Source organism: Streptomyces sp. NPDC002144 (assembly GCF_053593695.1).
In genome coordinates this window covers 225129-240506 of record NZ_JBSFDB010000005.1, presented here as the reverse complement: position 1 = coordinate 240506, position 15378 = coordinate 225129, and the positions used below count along the sequence as shown (strand labels likewise).

The following is a 15378-nucleotide window of genomic DNA, read 5'->3' as shown; positions in this document are numbered from 1 at the left end:
CTGCTCACGCCTCCAGCGACGTCATCACGTGCTTGATCCGCGTGTAGTCCTCGAAGCCGTAGCCCGAGAGGTCCTTGCCGTAGCCCGACTTCTTGAAGCCGCCGTGCGGCATCTCCGCGACCAGCGGGATGTGCGTGTTGATCCACACGCATCCGAAGTCCAGCTTCTTCGACATCCGCATGGCGCGTCCGTGGTCCTTGGTCCACACCGAGGAGGCGAGGGCGTACTCGACGCCGTTGGCCCACTCCACGGCCTGGTCCTCGTCCCGGAAGGACTGGACGGTGATGACGGGTCCGAAGACCTCCTTCTGGATGATCTCGTCGTCCTGCTTGAGTCCGGAGACGACGGTCGGCGCGTAGAAGTAGCCCTTGTCACCGACCTGGTGGCCACCGGTCTCGACCTTGGCGTGCGCGGGCAGCCGCTCGATGAACCCGGTCACCTGCTTGAGCTGGTTGGGGTTGTTCAGCGGACCGAAGAGCACGTCCTCGTCGTCCGGCTGCCCGGTCTTCGTCTCGCCGGCCGCCTTCGCGAGCGCCGCGACGAACTCGTCGTGAATGGACTCGTGGACGAGGACGCGCGTGGCCGCCGTACAGTCCTGTCCGGCGTTGAAGAAGCCGGCCACGGAGATGTCCTCCACGGCCTTGGCGATGTCCGTGTCCTCGAAGACGACGACCGGCGCCTTGCCGCCCAGCTCCAGGTGGACCCGCTTCAGGTCCTTGGACGCGGACTCGGCGACCTGCATACCGGCGCGCACGGACCCGGTGATGGAGGCCATCGCCGGGGTGGGGTGCTCGACCATCAGCCGGCCCGTCTCCCGGTCGCCGGTGATGACGTTGAAGACGCCCTTCGGCAGGATCTCCCCGATGATCTCCGCGATCAGCACGGTCGAGGCGGGCGTGGTGTCGGAGGGCTTCAGCACCACCGTGTTGCCGGCCGCGATCGCCGGCGCGAACTTCCACACGGCCATCATCATCGGGTAGTTCCACGGCGCGACCTGCGCGCAGACGCCGACCGGCTCGCGGCGGACGATCGAGGTGAGCCCCTCCATGTACTCGCCGGCCGAGCGCCCCTCCAGCATCCGGGCCGCGCCCGCGAAGAAGCGGATCTGGTCGACCATGGGCGGGATCTCCTCGGACCGCGTGAGCCCGATCGGCTTGCCCGTGTTCTCGACCTCGGCCGCGATGAGTTCCTCGGCGCGCTCCTCGAAGGCGTCCGCGATCTTCAGCAGGTGCTTCTGCCGCTCGGCCGGAGTCGTGTCGCGCCAGGCCGGGAAGGCCGCGGCGGCGGCCGCCATCGCGGCGTCGACGTCCGCCTGACCGGACAGCGGCGCGGTCGCGTAGGCCTCGCCGGTCACGGGGTTGACCACCTCGGTGGTCCGTCCGTCGGCGGCGTCCCGGAACTCACCGTCGATGTAGTTGCGCAGACGACGCAGCTCGGTGCTCACTGCCGGCCCTCCAAGTTCGGTGTCCATTACCTGAGACACCACCCTAATCCGCGAGCCCACGTTTTCAACACCCCCGCTCGCACCGATCCTGCGAATTCCGCAGATCTCAGTCACGTAAACAACGAATTTCATTGTTCATGGCTTGCGGAACTGTCGAGACGTCGTGCACAGTGACCTCGTGGCCAGTCGAAGCGCAGAGCAGAGGGACTCCACCCGCGAGTCCAGGAACGGCACTCCCCATCTGGATGCCGTCTCCCTCGCCATCATCGAGCAGCTCCAGGAGGACGGCAGGCGTCCGTACGCCGCGATCGGCAAGGCCGTGGGCCTGTCCGAGGCGGCCGTGCGCCAGCGCGTGCAGAAGCTGCTCGACCAGGGCGTGATGCAGATCGTCGCCGTCACGGACCCGCTCACCGTGGGCTTCCGCCGGCAGGCGATGGTCGGGATCAACGTCGAGGGCGATGTCGAGAAGATCGCCGAAGCGCTGACTGACATGTCGGAAGTCGAGTACGTGGTGATGACCGCGGGCTCGTTCGACATCCTCGCCGAGATCGTCTGCGAGGACGACGACCACCTGCTGGACGTCATCAACAAACGCATCCGGTCACTGCCCGGCGTGCGCTCCACCGAGAGCTTCGTCTACCTCAAGCTCAAGAAGCAGACCTACATGTGGGGAACCCGATAACCGTGAGCCAGAAGGACCTCAGCAAGACCGCGTACGACCACTTGTGGATGCACTTCACCCGCATGTCCTCGTACGAGAACTCCCCCGTCCCGACGATCGTGCGCGGCGAGGGCACCTACATCTACGACGACAAGGGCAAGCGCTACCTCGACGGTCTCGCCGGTCTGTTCGTGGTCCAGGCCGGTCACGGCCGCACGGAACTCGCCGAGACCGCCTTCAAGCAGGCCCAGGAGCTGGCGTTCTTCCCGGTCTGGTCCTACGCCCACCCCAAGGCCGTGGAGCTGGCCGAGCGGCTGGCCGACCACGCCCCGGGCGACCTGAACAAGGTCTTCTTCACCACCGGCGGCGGCGAGGCCGTCGAGACCGCCTGGAAGCTGGCCAAGCAGTACTTCAAGCTGGTCGGCAAGCCCACCAAGTACAAGGTCATCTCCCGCGCGGTCGCCTACCACGGCACCCCGCAGGGCGCCCTGTCCATCACCGGTCTCCCCGGCCTGAAGGCACCGTTCGAGCCGCTGGTCCCGGGCGCTCACAAGGTGCCGAACACCAACATCTACCGCGCCCCGATCTTCGGCGACGACCCCGAGGCCTTCGGCCGCTGGGCCGCCGACCAGATCGAGCAGCAGATCCTCTTCGAGGGCCCGGACACGGTCGCCGCGGTCTTCCTGGAGCCGGTCCAGAACGCCGGCGGCTGCTTCCCGCCCCCGCCCGGCTACTTCCAGCGGGTGCGCGAGATCTGCGACCAGTACGACGTGCTGCTCGTGTCGGACGAGGTCATCTGCGCCTTCGGCCGCCTCGGCACGATGTTCGCCTGCGACAAGTTCGGCTACGTCCCGGACATGATCACCTGTGCCAAGGGCATGACCTCGGGCTACTCCCCGATCGGCGCCTGCATCGTCTCCGACCGCCTCGCCGAGCCCTTCTACAAGGGCGACAACACCTTCCTGCACGGCTACACCTTCGGCGGCCACCCGGTCTCCGCCGCGGTGGGCCTGGCCAACCTCGACCTCTTCGAGCGCGAGGGCCTCAACCAGCACGTGCTGGACAACGAGGGCGCCTTCCTGTCCACCCTGCAGAAGCTGCACGACCTGCCGATCGTCGGCGACGTCCGCGGCAACGGCTTCTTCTACGGCATCGAGCTGGTGAAGGACAAGGCCACCAAGGAGTCCTTCAACGACGAGGAGACCGAGCGCGTCCTGTACGGCTTCCTCTCCAAGGCCCTCTTCGACAACGGCCTGTACTGCCGTGCCGACGACCGCGGCGACCCGGTCGTCCAGCTCGCTCCGCCGCTGATCTCCAACCAGGACACGTTCGACGAGATCGAGCAGATCCTGCGCGCGACGCTGACGGAGGCGTGGACGAAGCTCTGATGAGCTGACTCTGTGATCAACAACGGCCCCGGTGCCGCCCGTTCGAGTGAGAAACGGGCGCCCGGGGCCGTGTGCTGTCCGTCCTCCGGGCGATGCCTGCCTAGCGTGCGAGTGACCGATCGGCCCTGTCTTCGTTCCCCCGCACGGGGGATCGGCACGGCACAAACGGATCTGACTCGAGGTGTACGCCCATGGTGGCCCCGCCGGACAACGACGTGCTCTGGGCACGCGCCCTGCACTTCCAGCACAGCGACGGCTCGCCCGCGCTTCTCGGCGTCTCCATCGGCGTCCAGGAGGGCGAGATCCTCGCCGTCAGCGGCCCGCGCGGCAGCGGCAAGACGACCCTGCTGCGCTGTCTGTCCGGACTGGTGCCGGCCCAGCGCGGCGAGGTCTGGTTCAACAGCGTGCCCGTCCACACGATGAGCCCGCTGACCCGGGAACGGCTGCGCCGCGACCGGTTCGGCTGGATCGACCCGGCGCCGGTCCTGGTCCCCGAGCTCAACGTCTGGGAGAACGCGGCGCTCCCGCTGATGCTGCGCGGCACGAGCCGCCGCCGGGCCAGGACGGCCGCGCTGGAGTGGCTGGAACGCCTCGACGTCGGCGACCGCTCCCGCCACCGTCCGCACGAACTGACCCAGGCGGAACGCCAGCGCGTCTCCATCGCCCGCGCCCTGGCCCCCGCGCCGACGGTCCTGTTCGCCGACGAGCCGACGGCCCCGCTGCACCGCGCGGACCGGGCGCACGTCCTGCGGACGCTGACCACCGCGGCCCGCTCGCACGGCATCACGGTGGTCCTGGCGACCCACGACGCGGAGACGGCGGCTCTCGCCGACCGCACGGTGGCGCTGCTGGACGGCCGTCGCGTGAACACGGTCCACCTCCCGCCGATGGCGGAGGCGGAGGCGCGGGGAGCGGAGAGCCGACGGAACGGGCCGGGCGGCCGGGGGACCGGGTCCGAAGGCCAGGGGGCCGCGTGCTCGCTCTCCGTCTGACCCGCACCGCCCGTCCGGCCGTCCATCTGCGCCGTCTGCTGGTGACCCTCGCCTCGGGCGGCACCGGCTTCCTCCTCCTGTGCAGCCTCGGCCACGCCCTGAGCCACCCCGAGTCCCCGTCCGCCTCGGCCCTCCGCCTGGCCTGGTGTCTGACGCCACTGGCGGCCACGGTCCATCTGGCGGTCGCGGTCTCCCGTACCGACCCGGCCACGAAGCCCCGCCCGGGCCTGTCCTCCATCGGTCTGGGCCCGGCCCGTCTGATGACCATCGCGGCCACGACGACGGCCCTGTCCACCACCCTGGGCTCCCTGCTGGCCCTCCTGCTCTTCCTGCATCTGCGGGGCGACCTGACGGGCATCCCCTTCGACGGCGCGGCGGCGGACGCCCTGGCGGCGGGCCGGCCGTTGCCCCTCCCGGCGTCCGTGACGCTCCTGTCCCTGGTGCCGGCCCTGGCGTCGGCGGCGGTGGCTCTCGTCCTGCGCCCCCGTGACACACGGCCGGGCGCCACACGCGGCACGGCCCGCTCGTACGGCCGCTTCGGCGCCTACGGCAGATCGGCCACGCGGGAGACGGTCGGGGCGTACGGCCGCTTCGGCGCCCACCTCCGAGGGGGCCGCGCCGCGTCACGTCCGCCCAGGGACGGGCACGGCGCGGCGGGCGCCGCACCGGCGCGGTCCGGCGAAACGCCACCCGTCACGGACACACCCCCGCAGGACCAGGACCCCACCCGGCCCCCGGTCCCCCGCACCGCTCCCTCCGGCCTCCCCTGGGGCATCGCGACCCTCGCCGCGGGCCTCGCCGTGGAGGCCTACGCGAGCCGCACGACCCAGAACCGGACTTTCGAACTCCCCGGCGGCCTCACCACCACCGCCACCCCCGCCGTCCTCGTCGGCCTCGCCCTGACCGTCCTCGGTCTGGCCCTCGCCGCCCCCGCCCTCACCCATCTCACCGGCCGCCTGCTCCAGTCCGCCGGCCCCGGCGCCCTGCGCCTCCTGGCGGGCCGCGTCCTCATGGAGGAGGCCACCCGCATCGGCCGCCCCCTCGGCATCGTCTGCGCCGTCGCCTCCGCCGCGTACGCCATGACCACGCTCTACGACCCCTCGGAGCCCTCCTTCGGGCCCCTCGCCACCCTCGGCACCGTGCTGGTCACCGGCTGCGCCCTCGCCACCCTCCTGACGGCCGCCGTGGAGGCCAGACAGGCCCGGGCCGACACCACGGCGGCCCTGGTCCGCCTGGGCGCCCCCGCCACGATGCTCCGCACCGCCGCCGCTCTGCGCGCCGCCGCCCTGCTGACCCTCTTCACCCCGCTGACCCTGCTGGTGGCCGAACTCGCGGCGCTGCCCCTCACCCGCTGAGCGCACCCGGAAAACGCATCTGCCGGCCACCGATGAGTTCCGCCGGCGCCCCCGGTCTACCCCACCGAACAGCACACCCCGCCCGATGGGAGAGACCCTCATGTACCAGCAGATGATCTTCGTGAACCTGGCCACCGACGACGTCGACGCGTCGAAGAAGTTCTTCACGGAGCTCGGCTACACGATCAACCCCCAGTTCAGCGGCGACGACTGCGCCTGCGTCGTGATCAGCGACACCATCGTGACGATGCTGCTCAGCAAGCAGCGCTACGCCGACTTCACCAAGAAGGAGATCGCGGACTCGACGCGGACCAGCGAGGTGCTGATCTGTCTGAGCGCCGAGAGCCGCGAGAAGGTCGACGAGCTGGTCGAGAAGGCCGTCGCCGCGGGCGGCAGGGCCAACGACGACGTCCAGGACCACGGTTACATGTACGGCCGCTCCTTCGACGACCTCGACGGCCACTCCTGGGAGGTCGTGTGGATGGACCCGGCGGCGGTCCAGAGCTGAACCCGCGGGGTGCCTAGCATGGGCCCGTGCAGACGAGCCCGGCCCATGCGGCCCACCACGACGAGCGCGAGATCGAGACGCTCGAGGACTTCGACGCGACGGTCTCGGCCCGCGGCACCCTAGCCGGCCACCGCGTACAGGGCGTCGATCTGACGGACCGGACCAGGGAGTTGCTGACCACGGACACCGCGGGCGCGGTCTTCCTGGGCTGCCCGATGCGGGCGGACGCCGAGCAGAAGATCCGGACCGACGGCGCCCTGGTCTTCCCCCCGGTCCCGCATCTCCCCTTCGACCCCTACCGCGGCCACCTCTACACCGCCGACGAGCTGTTCGCCTCCCTGGACCAGGGCTACGAGCAGACACCCGACGCCCTCGCCTACGCCTGGTTCCAGCGCACCAGGGCGGACGGCGACATATACGCCTCGATGCTGCGCGCCGTCCACGACGACTCCGTCTCCGACGCCCTGGACGAACTCCTGCGCGGCGCCCGGGTGGTGGGCGTGATGGGCGGCCACGCGATGGCACGCGGCACGGAGGCGTACGCCGGTGCCGCGCGCCTCGGCCGGGAGCTGAGCCGCGCCGGGCTGACCGTGGCGACCGGCGGCGGCCCGGGCGCGATGGAGGCGGCGAACCTGGGCGCGTACGCGGCGCCGTACAAGGACGCGATGCTGGACGAGGCATGCGAACTCCTCGGCGGATCCCCCTCGTTCACCCCCTCGATCACCGAGTGGGCGCGGGCCGCCTTCGAGGTGCGCTCCCGCTGGCCGAAAGGCAACCACTCCATCGGCATCCCCACCTGGTTCTACGGCCACGAGCCGCCGAACCCCTTCGCCTCGCACATCGCCAAGTACTTCGCCAACGCCACCCGCGAGGACGGACTGCTGGCCCGGTGCAACGCGGGCGTGGTGTTCCTGCCGGGCGCGGCCGGGACCGTACAGGAGATCTTCGACAACGCGACGCCCAACTACTACGAGTCGCGCGGCGAGCCGACGCCGATGGTGCTCGTCGACCGGGAGCACTGGACGGAGCGGCTGCCGGCATGGCCCCTCTTGCGGTCACTCGCCCGGGAACGCTCGATGGAGTCCCGTATCGCCCTCGTTGACCGGATCGAGGACGCACCTGACGCGTTGAAACATGTCGGTGGTTAATGAGAAGGTAAAGTCAACGCCCCGGGCGGGCATATGCGTTGACACTCCTTATGAAACACTTATAGACCTGTGAGCCTCCTGGGGAGAGTGAAGCCTCACCTCACTGTTGCCTCACTTCTCTTACAACCCCCCTCAGTTGCATATCCCCGTGAAGGGCAAAAGTGACCATATCTCGCCGTACCGCCCGACGTTCCGCGCAGATCCTGGGCGTCGCCGCGGCCTCGACAGCGCTCGCCATGAGCGCCGCGGGCTCCGCGCTCGCGTGCAACATCCGGGACTTCTCCGCCGCGGCTTCCTGCGACGGCAGCAAGGGCGTCATCACCGTCACGGACAAGGACGCCTCCGGCCAGACCGCCACCATCACCGTGTTCCTCGAGGGTCCGGCCGGCAACGAGACTCCGGTCGGCCAGCCGCAGACCGTCAAGGGCTCGGCCACGGGCACGGATGTCACGTTCGCCGAGGACTGGAAGCCGAACGCGGAGTACCGCGTCCACGTCACGGTCGACACCGCGAAGTTCAAGTTCGACAAGGACATCAAGCCGAACGTGACCACCCCGTCCGAGGCTTGCTCGAAGGGCGAGACCACGGCGCCGGCCACCACTGCGCCCGCCACGACTCCCCCGGCCACCACCCCGGCCTCGGAGACCCCCACCCCGACCGCGTCGGCCTCGGACAGCACCACCGCTCCGGCAACCACGACGGACAACGCCCCGTCCCCGGCGGCCGGTGACTCCAACCTCGCCGAGACCGGTGCGAACTCCAACACCGGCCTGATCGCCGGTGTCGCGGGCGCCCTCGTCGTCGTCGGCGGCGGTGCCGTGTTCTTCGGCATGCGCCGTCGTGGGGCCAACAGCGGCCGCTGACGCCTCACCAGCACCATCGCGAAGGCCCTCCCCGTATCCCCGGGGGACGGGCCTTCGTCGTTCAGCCGAACGTCGCCCGTTCCAGCCAGAATTCGAGCAACTGCCGGTCACCGAGGACCTCCAACCCCGAGCCGTCCAGCGGCAGTCGGCGGTAGAAGGCGAGGAGCAGCGAGGTGAGCGGGCCGCGCAGGGCGACGTCGGCCCTCTCGTGCCCGCGGCGCCAGGTGACGCCCTGCTCGGTCCCTTCCACGAACCACTCGGCGTTCGACTCCGGTGCGGTGTCGGTGGCGTGGAGGTGCAGACTGCGCCCTGCGGCGAGCGGCCGCTCCATCTCCCTGCGCTCGCCCGCCAGCCCCACGAGCTGCAACCACTCGTCGATCGCGTCGGCCGCGACGTCGGGCGCGACCTCGTAGGGCAGTCCGGCGGCCAGTGTGGCGTCCGCCCGGTGGACGGTGATCTCGTGGGTCATCCGGCGCGCCCAGAAGCCGGAGCCGAGCATTCCGGCCCACGACCACACCTTGGCGTCCGGGCCGGCCTCCCGAAGCGCGCGAACGACCAGTTCACCGGCTTCGGCGAGCCAGGCATCGAGTTCGGCGGCGTCGCCCGTGGTCTCCGGACCGTCGCCGCGGGGGATGTCCTCGTCCCGTACATCCTCCTCGGCCCGGGTCCTGACCAGCACCTCCACCCAGCGCAGCACCCCGCCCATGTGCAGGACGAGTTGTTCGAGGGTCCAGTCCGGGCAAGTCGGCACCTTCGCGGACAGGTCGGCGCCGGAGGTCACCACGGTCCGCAACTCGGCCACCTGGTGGGTTATCTCGTCGCAGTAGCGGTCGTACGCAAGCAAGGTCATGGGCCGCACCCTATGCGCGGACCCGTCAGCCCAGCACCACGATTTCCGCCGCGTCGAACTCCACCCCGACCACGTCCCCGACCTCCGGCGCCTCGCGCAGCGCGCACGCCGCCTCCAGCCGGGGTGCGTCCTCGGGCTGCAGGTGTACGGCGACATGGGTGCCCTTGAAGGTGCGGGCGGCGACCGTGCAGGGCAGGCCCTCGTCGGCGGGGACGAGCCGGACGCCGGCGGGGCGGACCAGGAGGCCGCGGGTGCCCTGGGGGGCGTCCTCGGGCACCGGGACCTTGCCCCAGGGCGTGTCCGCGGCCTCCCCCGCGACCGTGCCCTCGACCACGTTCTCGAAGCCGAGGAACCGGGCCACGAACTCGTCCGCCGGCCGCTGCCAGACCTCCAGGGGCGTACCGGACTGGGCGATCCGTCCCTCCCGCATCACCACCACCCGGTCGGCGAGCGCGAAGGCCTCGCCCTGGTCGTGCGTCACCGCGAGCACGGTGGTGCCCAACCGGCCGAACAGCTCCCGGAGTTCGACGACCAGCCGCTCCCGCAGCGAGCGGTCGAGCTGACCGAGCGGCTCGTCCAGCATCAGCAGCCGCGGCCGGGGCGCGAGGGCCCGGGCCAGCGCCACGCGCTGCTGCTCACCGCCGGACAGCGCGCCCACGGCCCGCCGCTCGGCGCCGGGCAGCCCGACGAGTTCCAGCAACTCCCGCACACGTTCCTGCTGTTCGCCTCTCGGCGCCCCGTGCATCCGCAGGCCGAAGGCGACGTTGCCGCCCACGTCCCGCTGCGGGAAGAGCTGGTGGTCCTGGAACATCAGGCCGACCCCACGCTTGTGCGCGGGCACACCGGCCTGGTCGCGGCCGTCGAGCAACACCCGTCCGGCGTCCAGCGGTTGCAGCCCGGCCACCGCCCGCAGCAGCGTGGACTTGCCGCTGCCGCTGGGCCCGAGCACGCACACCACCTCGTGCTCGGCGACCTCGAGGCCGACGGCGTCGAGCACGGCCCGCGCACCGAAGCGGACGGTGGCCTCTTCCAGGCTCAGCAGCATCTAGAACTCCCCGGTCCGGTCGGTACGGAGCCGCTCGAGCACCAGCAGCGCCACCGCGCACACCACCATCAGGATCGTCGAAAGGGCCATCGCCTGGCCGTAGTTGAGTTCGCCGGGCCGCCCGAGCAGCCGCGCCACGGCGACCGGCAGGGTCGGGTTGTCGGGCCGTGCGATGAACACGGTCGCCCCGAACTCCCCCAGCGACACGGCGAAGGCGAACCCGGCGGCGACCAGCAACGCCCGCCGTACCAGGGGCAGATCGACCTCCCGCCACACCCGCCAGGGCGAGGCCCCGAGCACGGCAGCCGCCTCCCGCAGCCGGGCGTCCACGGCCCGCAGCACCGGCAGCATGGTCCGTACGACGAAGGGCACGCCCACCAGCGCCTGTGCCAGCGGCACCAGGATCCAGGACTGGCGCAGGTCCAGTGGGGGCTTGTCGAGGGCGATCAGGAAGCCGAAGCCGACGGTCACCGCGGAGACGCCGAGCGGCAGCATCAGCAGCGCGTCGAAGCCGCGCACCAGTCGTCCGGCGTCCCGGCGGGCGAGGGCCGCGGCGGCCAGAGCGCCGATCACGACGGCGATGGCGGTCGCGGCGAGGGCGTACTCGAGCGAGTTGCCGATCGCATCGATCGGCGGGACGAGGAAGGTGTCGCCGACCTCGCCGGTCAGCGCCCGGTAGTAGCGGAAGTCCGGCGCGTCCAGCGACCGTTGCACCAGCACGGCGAGCGGCAGCAGGAGCAGGACGGCGACGGTGACGAGGACACCGGCCAGCAGCGCCCACTGGCGCGCCCCGCGCGGCCGCCGGGCCGTCACGGACGCGTCCACGAGCCGCAGGGCGCTCTCCCGCCGCCGTACTGTCCAGGCGTGCACGGCGAGGATCGCGCCGACGGCCACGAACTGGACGATCGTGAGCACGGCGGCCGTGGACAGGTCGAAGATCTCGGAGGTCTGCCGGTAGATCTCGACTTCCAGGGTGGAGAAGGTGGGGCCGCCGAGGATCTGGACGACGCCGAAGGAGGTGAAGGTGAAGAGGAACACCATCAGCGCGGCGGCGGCCACGGCGGGCGCGAGGGCCGGCAGAGTGACCCTGCGCCAGGCGCGCAGCGGGGACGCGCCCAGCATCCGCGCGGCCTCCTCCTGCCGCGGGTCCAGTTGCGCCCACAGGCCGCCCACGGTCCGTACGACGACCGCGTAGTTGAAGAAGACGTGCGCCAGCAGGATGGCCCACACGGTCGTGTCCAGCCGTACGCCCCACAACTCGTCGAGCAGTCCGCCGCGTCCGACGAGCGCGAGGAAGGCGGTCCCGACGACGACCGTCGGCAGGACGAACGGGACGGTGACGACGGCCCGCAGCACCTGTCGGCCCGGGAACTCGAAGCGCGCGAAGACGTAGGCGCCGGGGAGGGCGACCAGGAGGGTGAGCGCGGTCGAGGCGAGCGCCTGCCAGGTGGTGAACCACAGGACGTGCCGGATGTCGGACTGGGTGACGACGTCCGCGATCCGCCCGAACCGCCACACCCCGTCGACCTTCAGCCCGCGCGCGACGATCGCGGCGACGGGCCAGGCGAAGAACAGCGCGAAGAACGCGACGGGCACGGCGAGCAGCCCGAGCCGAGCCGCGCTCCCGCGCCGAGCCCTTGCCCTGGAGGGGCGGTTCGCTACTTCAGTACGAGTGACGTCCACGACTTGACCCACTGGTCACGGTTGGCGGCGATCTTCGCGGGGGCCATCGTCTCGGGGTCCTTGGCGGCGGGACCGTACTCGGTGAACTCCTTGGGCACCGCGGCCCCTTCGGTCACCGGATAGACGAACATGTTGAGCGGCATGTCCTCCTGGAACTCCTTGGTCACCAGGAAGTCGATGAACGCCTTGCCGCCCTTGTCGTTGTGCGCGTTGCTGAGCAGTCCCGCGTACTCGATCTGCCGGAAGCAGGTGCCGTACGACACTCCGGTCGGCGCGGTCTTCGGCCTCGGGTCGGCGTAGACGACCTCCGCGGGCGGCGAGGAGGCGTAGGAGACGACGAGCGGCCGGTCGCCCTTGGCCTTCTTGCCGCCGGCCGAGCCGGAGAACTCCTCGTTGTAGGCCTGCTCCCAGCCGTCGACGACCTTGACGCCGTTGGCCTTGAGCTTCTTCCAGTAGCCCTGCCAGCCGTCGTTCCCGTACTGCGCGGCGGAGCCGAGCAGGAAGCCGAGGCCGGGCGATGAGGTGGCGGCGTTCTCGGTGACGAGGAGGTTCTTGTACTCGGGCTTGACCAGGTCGTCGAAGGACTGCGGCGGGGTCAGCTTGTGCTTGCTGAAGTAGGCCTTGTCGTAGTTGACGCAGATGTCGCCGGAGTCGATGGGCGTGACCCGGTGCTTGTCCTGGTCGACCCGGTACTGCGGCTTGATCCGGTCGGAGCCCTTCGCCTCGTACGACTGGAACAGTCCGTTGTCCAGGGCCCGGGAGAGCAGCGTGTTGTCGACGCCGAAGAAGACGTCGCCCTGGGGGTTGTCCTTCGTCAGGATGGCCTTGTTGACGGCCTGCCCGGCGTCTCCGTCCTTGAGGACGTGGACCTTGTAGCCGGACTGCTTCTCGAAGTCGGCGAGGACGCTCTTCGAAACGGCCCACGAGTCGTGGCTGACCAGGGTGACGGTCTTGGAGTCGGTGGCCGAACCGCCGCCGGAGGAGCCGCACGCGGACAGCGTGAGCATGCCGAGGCCGACGACGGCAGCACAGTACTTCTTGGTGTTCACGGTGATGACCGAACTTCCTACCCAGAATGACCTGGGCGAGGTTCAGAGGGTCTGCGGCCCTATTGCCGCACTCTCAGCGCTGTGGCGCTCCCCTGTCGGATATGAAGATGTACGTACGGGCAAAGGTTACCGCTCGGTGGCCGCCAGCTGTCCACAGGCACCGTCGATCTCCTGACCGCGGGTGTCCCGGATGGTCACCGGCACGCCGTGCGCGGCGATGGCCTCGACGAAGGCCTTCTCGTCCTCGGGCCGGGAGGCGGTCCACTTCGAGCCCGGGGTCGGGTTCAGCGGAATGAGATTGACGTGTACGGGCTTGCCCCTGAGCAGCCGCCCGAGCCGGTCCCCCCGCCACGCCTGGTCGTTGATGTCCCGAATGAGCGCGTACTCGATGCTCAGCCGCCGCCCGCTCTTCTCCACGTACTCGAACCCGGCGTCGAGCACCTCCCGCACCTTCCAGCGCGTGTTCACGGGGACGAGGGTGTCGCGCAGTTCGTCGTCGGGAGCGTGCAGCGAGATCGCGAGCCGGCACTTGAAGCCCTCGTCGGCGAAGCGGTGGATGGCGGGCACGAGCCCGACCGTCGACACGGTGATCCCGCGCTGCGAGAGCCCGAGGCCGTCCGGGGCGGGGTCGGTGAGCGCGCGAATGGCTCCGACCACCCGCTTGTAGTTGGCGAGCGGCTCCCCCATCCCCATGAAGACGATGTTGGACAGCCGCGCGGGCCCGCCCGGGACCTCTCCGTCCCTCAGCGCCCGCATCCCGTCCACGATCTGGTGCACGATCTCGGCGGTCGACAGATTCCGGTCCAGCCCGGCCTGCCCGGTGGCGCAGAACGGGCAGTTCATCCCGCACCCCGCCTGCGAGCTGATGCACATGGTCACCCGGTCCGGGTACCGCATCAGCACCGACTCGACGAGCGTCCCGTCGAACAGCCGCCACAGCGTCTTACGGGTGGTCCCCTGGTCGGTCGACAGATGCCGTACGACGGTCATCAGCTCGGGAAGCAGCGCCTCCCGCAGCTTGGGGCGCGCCGCGGCCGGGATGTCGGTCCACTCCGCGGGGTCGTGCGCGTACCGCGCGAAGTAGTGCTGCGACAGCTGCTTCGCACGAAACGGCTTCTCCCCGACCTCGGCAACGACCTCCTTGCGCTCGGCAGGAGTGAGATCGGCAAGATGCCGCGGCGGCTTCTGAGCTCCGCGGGGGGCGACGAAAGTAAGTTCTCCGGGCTTAGGCATGGCTCAACCAGTGTCGCAGATCCAATCGGGTGACCCGGGACTGCGGAGGTGTAGACCGCTCTACCGCGGATACGGGGGCGGGCTCCCTCGTAGGGGCAGGGGTGGCGCCGGGATCGTGGAGACCTCACATCGAGCCGGCCGAAGCCATCTCACGAGGGGACCGTCCCATGGTCGTCAACCGCCGTCGCCGACGTCGTACCGTCACCGTCGCCACCGCCGTCGCGGGCGTGGCCCTGGCCGCCGGGCTCGTCACCGGCTGCGATCCCGACGACGTCGACACCTCACTGGACTGTGGGCGGAGCTACGACACGATCGCGGACAGTCTGAGGGCGATCCACGAGGCCGGGTCGGCCGCGGCGAGCGACCCCTCGCGGACCGGCGAGTCCATCGACACCATCGAGAAGAACCTCGACAGGCTCGGTGACGACACAAAGGACGGCACGGTCGACGGCAAGGTCGACAAGGCTGTGAAGGACCTGGACCGGGCCCTCGCCGACTACAACAGGGCCGTCCTCACCGGCGAGAACCCGGACTCGCGTGCGATCGACAAGGCGGCCGACGAGCTGAAGGACGTCTGCGCCAAGTAGGCAGGGCTAGCCGGTGTGCTCCAGGCGGTCCTTGAGCAGCTGCTCGTTGCGCGGCAGTTCCTTGCGGACCTGGGGGCGGACGAACAGGGGCAGCATGACCTTGCCGAGGCCGTGGCCCTCGAAGTCGAGGTCCATCTTCACCCGGGAGCGGCGCCCTTCGTCCAGCGGTTCCACCTCGGCGCGGAACAGGCCCCTGACCGGGCCGTCGATGCCGCGCACAGTCCAGCTGTGCGGCGGGTCGTACTCGGTGTACTCCATCGTCATCGGCACCTCACGGCGGTGCCCGAGGCGCCGGGTGACCCGGACCTGGGATCCGGTGCCCAGCGGTCCCTCGTCGAGCCGCTCCGCTGATACCGCGCTCAGCTGCCACTCGGGCAGATGGGAGGGATCGATGACGTACGCCCAGACGTCCTCAGGAGCGCGGTCGACGTCGATCTCTTCATGGAAGGCGGACATGACGCCCTCCTTTCAGGGGATCCCCTTCGAGGGCTTACACGGGGATCGTCCCACTCGCCCGGCGACCGCGCCAACGAGCGAGCGGGACTCCCGGACCCGTCAGCCGGACCCGACGA

Annotated in this window: 15 protein-coding genes; 8 read left to right on the top strand and 7 right to left on the bottom strand. The window is 70.4% G+C overall.

The window, feature by feature from the left end; translation table 11 throughout:
- Nucleotides 1–4: 4 nt before the first annotated feature.
- Nucleotides 5–1444 (bottom strand): gamma-aminobutyraldehyde dehydrogenase, encoded by a 1440-nt coding sequence (locus ACWCQ1_RS10155; RefSeq protein ID WP_133047362.1) that lies wholly within the window; start codon nt 1442–1444, stop codon nt 5–7.
- A 163-nt stretch (nt 1445–1607) separates the two neighbouring features.
- Here ACWCQ1_RS10155 and ACWCQ1_RS10150 point away from each other — a divergent pair, with 163 nt between their 5' ends.
- From ACWCQ1_RS10150 to ACWCQ1_RS10120, 7 genes are all read left to right on the top strand, one after another.
- Nucleotides 1608–2126 (top strand): Lrp/AsnC family transcriptional regulator, encoded by a 519-nt coding sequence (locus tag ACWCQ1_RS10150; RefSeq protein ID WP_133047361.1) that lies wholly within the window; start codon nt 1608–1610, stop codon nt 2124–2126.
- Complete coding sequence (locus ACWCQ1_RS10145) at nt 2111–3493, top strand: aspartate aminotransferase family protein (RefSeq protein WP_133047360.1); 1383 nt, start codon at nt 2111–2113, stop codon at nt 3491–3493. Before ACWCQ1_RS10150 ends, ACWCQ1_RS10145 begins: the two co-directional genes overlap by 16 nt.
- A 191-nt stretch (nt 3494–3684) precedes the next feature.
- Entirely contained in the window at nt 3685–4485 is an 801-nt protein-coding gene (locus tag ACWCQ1_RS10140; RefSeq protein ID WP_451026232.1) for an ABC transporter ATP-binding protein, read from the top strand.
- Nucleotides 4467–5840, top strand: coding sequence for a hypothetical protein (locus tag ACWCQ1_RS10135; protein WP_451026231.1), 1374 nt, complete (start codon nt 4467–4469; stop codon nt 5838–5840). Before ACWCQ1_RS10140 ends, ACWCQ1_RS10135 begins: the two co-directional genes overlap by 19 nt.
- Nucleotides 5841–5940: 100 nt before the next feature.
- A complete protein-coding gene (locus tag ACWCQ1_RS10130; protein WP_356949461.1) occupies nt 5941–6348 on the top strand; it encodes a VOC family protein in 408 nt (135 codons plus the stop codon).
- Nucleotides 6349–6374: 26 nt separating this feature from the next.
- The gene (locus ACWCQ1_RS10125; protein WP_451026230.1) at nt 6375–7496 is read left to right on the top strand and encodes an LOG family protein; all 1122 of its coding nucleotides are present in this window, start codon (nt 6375–6377) and stop codon (nt 7494–7496) included.
- A 161-nt stretch (nt 7497–7657) separates the two neighbouring features.
- Entirely contained in the window at nt 7658–8359 is a 702-nt protein-coding gene (locus ACWCQ1_RS10120; protein WP_165955042.1) for an LAETG motif-containing sortase-dependent surface protein, read from the top strand.
- A 61-nt stretch (nt 8360–8420) separates the two neighbouring features.
- Here the strand turns inward: ACWCQ1_RS10120 and ACWCQ1_RS10115 are convergent, their stop codons facing one another.
- The 5 genes from ACWCQ1_RS10115 to rlmN all read right to left on the bottom strand — a co-directional run bounded on the left by ACWCQ1_RS10115 (nt 8421) and on the right by rlmN (nt 14219).
- Nucleotides 8421–9209, bottom strand: coding sequence for a maleylpyruvate isomerase family mycothiol-dependent enzyme (locus ACWCQ1_RS10115; RefSeq protein ID WP_451026229.1), 789 nt, complete (start codon nt 9207–9209; stop codon nt 8421–8423).
- A 25-nt stretch (nt 9210–9234) separates the two neighbouring features.
- Nucleotides 9235–10254, bottom strand: a complete 1020-nt coding sequence (locus tag ACWCQ1_RS10110) for an ABC transporter ATP-binding protein (protein WP_451026228.1) — start codon at nt 10252–10254, stop codon at nt 9235–9237.
- Entirely contained in the window at nt 10255–11937 is a 1683-nt protein-coding gene (locus ACWCQ1_RS10105; RefSeq protein WP_451026227.1) for an ABC transporter permease, read from the bottom strand. It lies immediately after the preceding gene.
- Nucleotides 11913–12986, bottom strand: coding sequence for a thiamine ABC transporter substrate-binding protein (locus tag ACWCQ1_RS10100; protein ID WP_451026226.1), 1074 nt, complete (start codon nt 12984–12986; stop codon nt 11913–11915). The genes ACWCQ1_RS10105 and ACWCQ1_RS10100 overlap by 25 nt, the downstream gene beginning before the upstream one ends.
- 126 nt (nt 12987–13112) lie before the next feature.
- Nucleotides 13113–14219, bottom strand: coding sequence for a 23S rRNA (adenine(2503)-C(2))-methyltransferase RlmN (gene rlmN, locus ACWCQ1_RS10095; protein WP_133047353.1), 1107 nt, complete (start codon nt 14217–14219; stop codon nt 13113–13115).
- Nucleotides 14220–14386: 167 nt separating this feature from the next.
- Here rlmN and ACWCQ1_RS10090 point away from each other — a divergent pair, with 167 nt between their 5' ends.
- Nucleotides 14387–14806, top strand: a complete 420-nt coding sequence (locus ACWCQ1_RS10090; protein WP_451026225.1) for a hypothetical protein — start codon at nt 14387–14389, stop codon at nt 14804–14806.
- A 6-nt stretch (nt 14807–14812) separates the two neighbouring features.
- Here the strand turns inward: ACWCQ1_RS10090 and ACWCQ1_RS10085 are convergent, their stop codons facing one another.
- Nucleotides 14813–15262, bottom strand: coding sequence for an SRPBCC family protein (locus tag ACWCQ1_RS10085; protein ID WP_451026224.1), 450 nt, complete (start codon nt 15260–15262; stop codon nt 14813–14815).
- Nucleotides 15263–15378 lie beyond the last annotated feature (116 nt).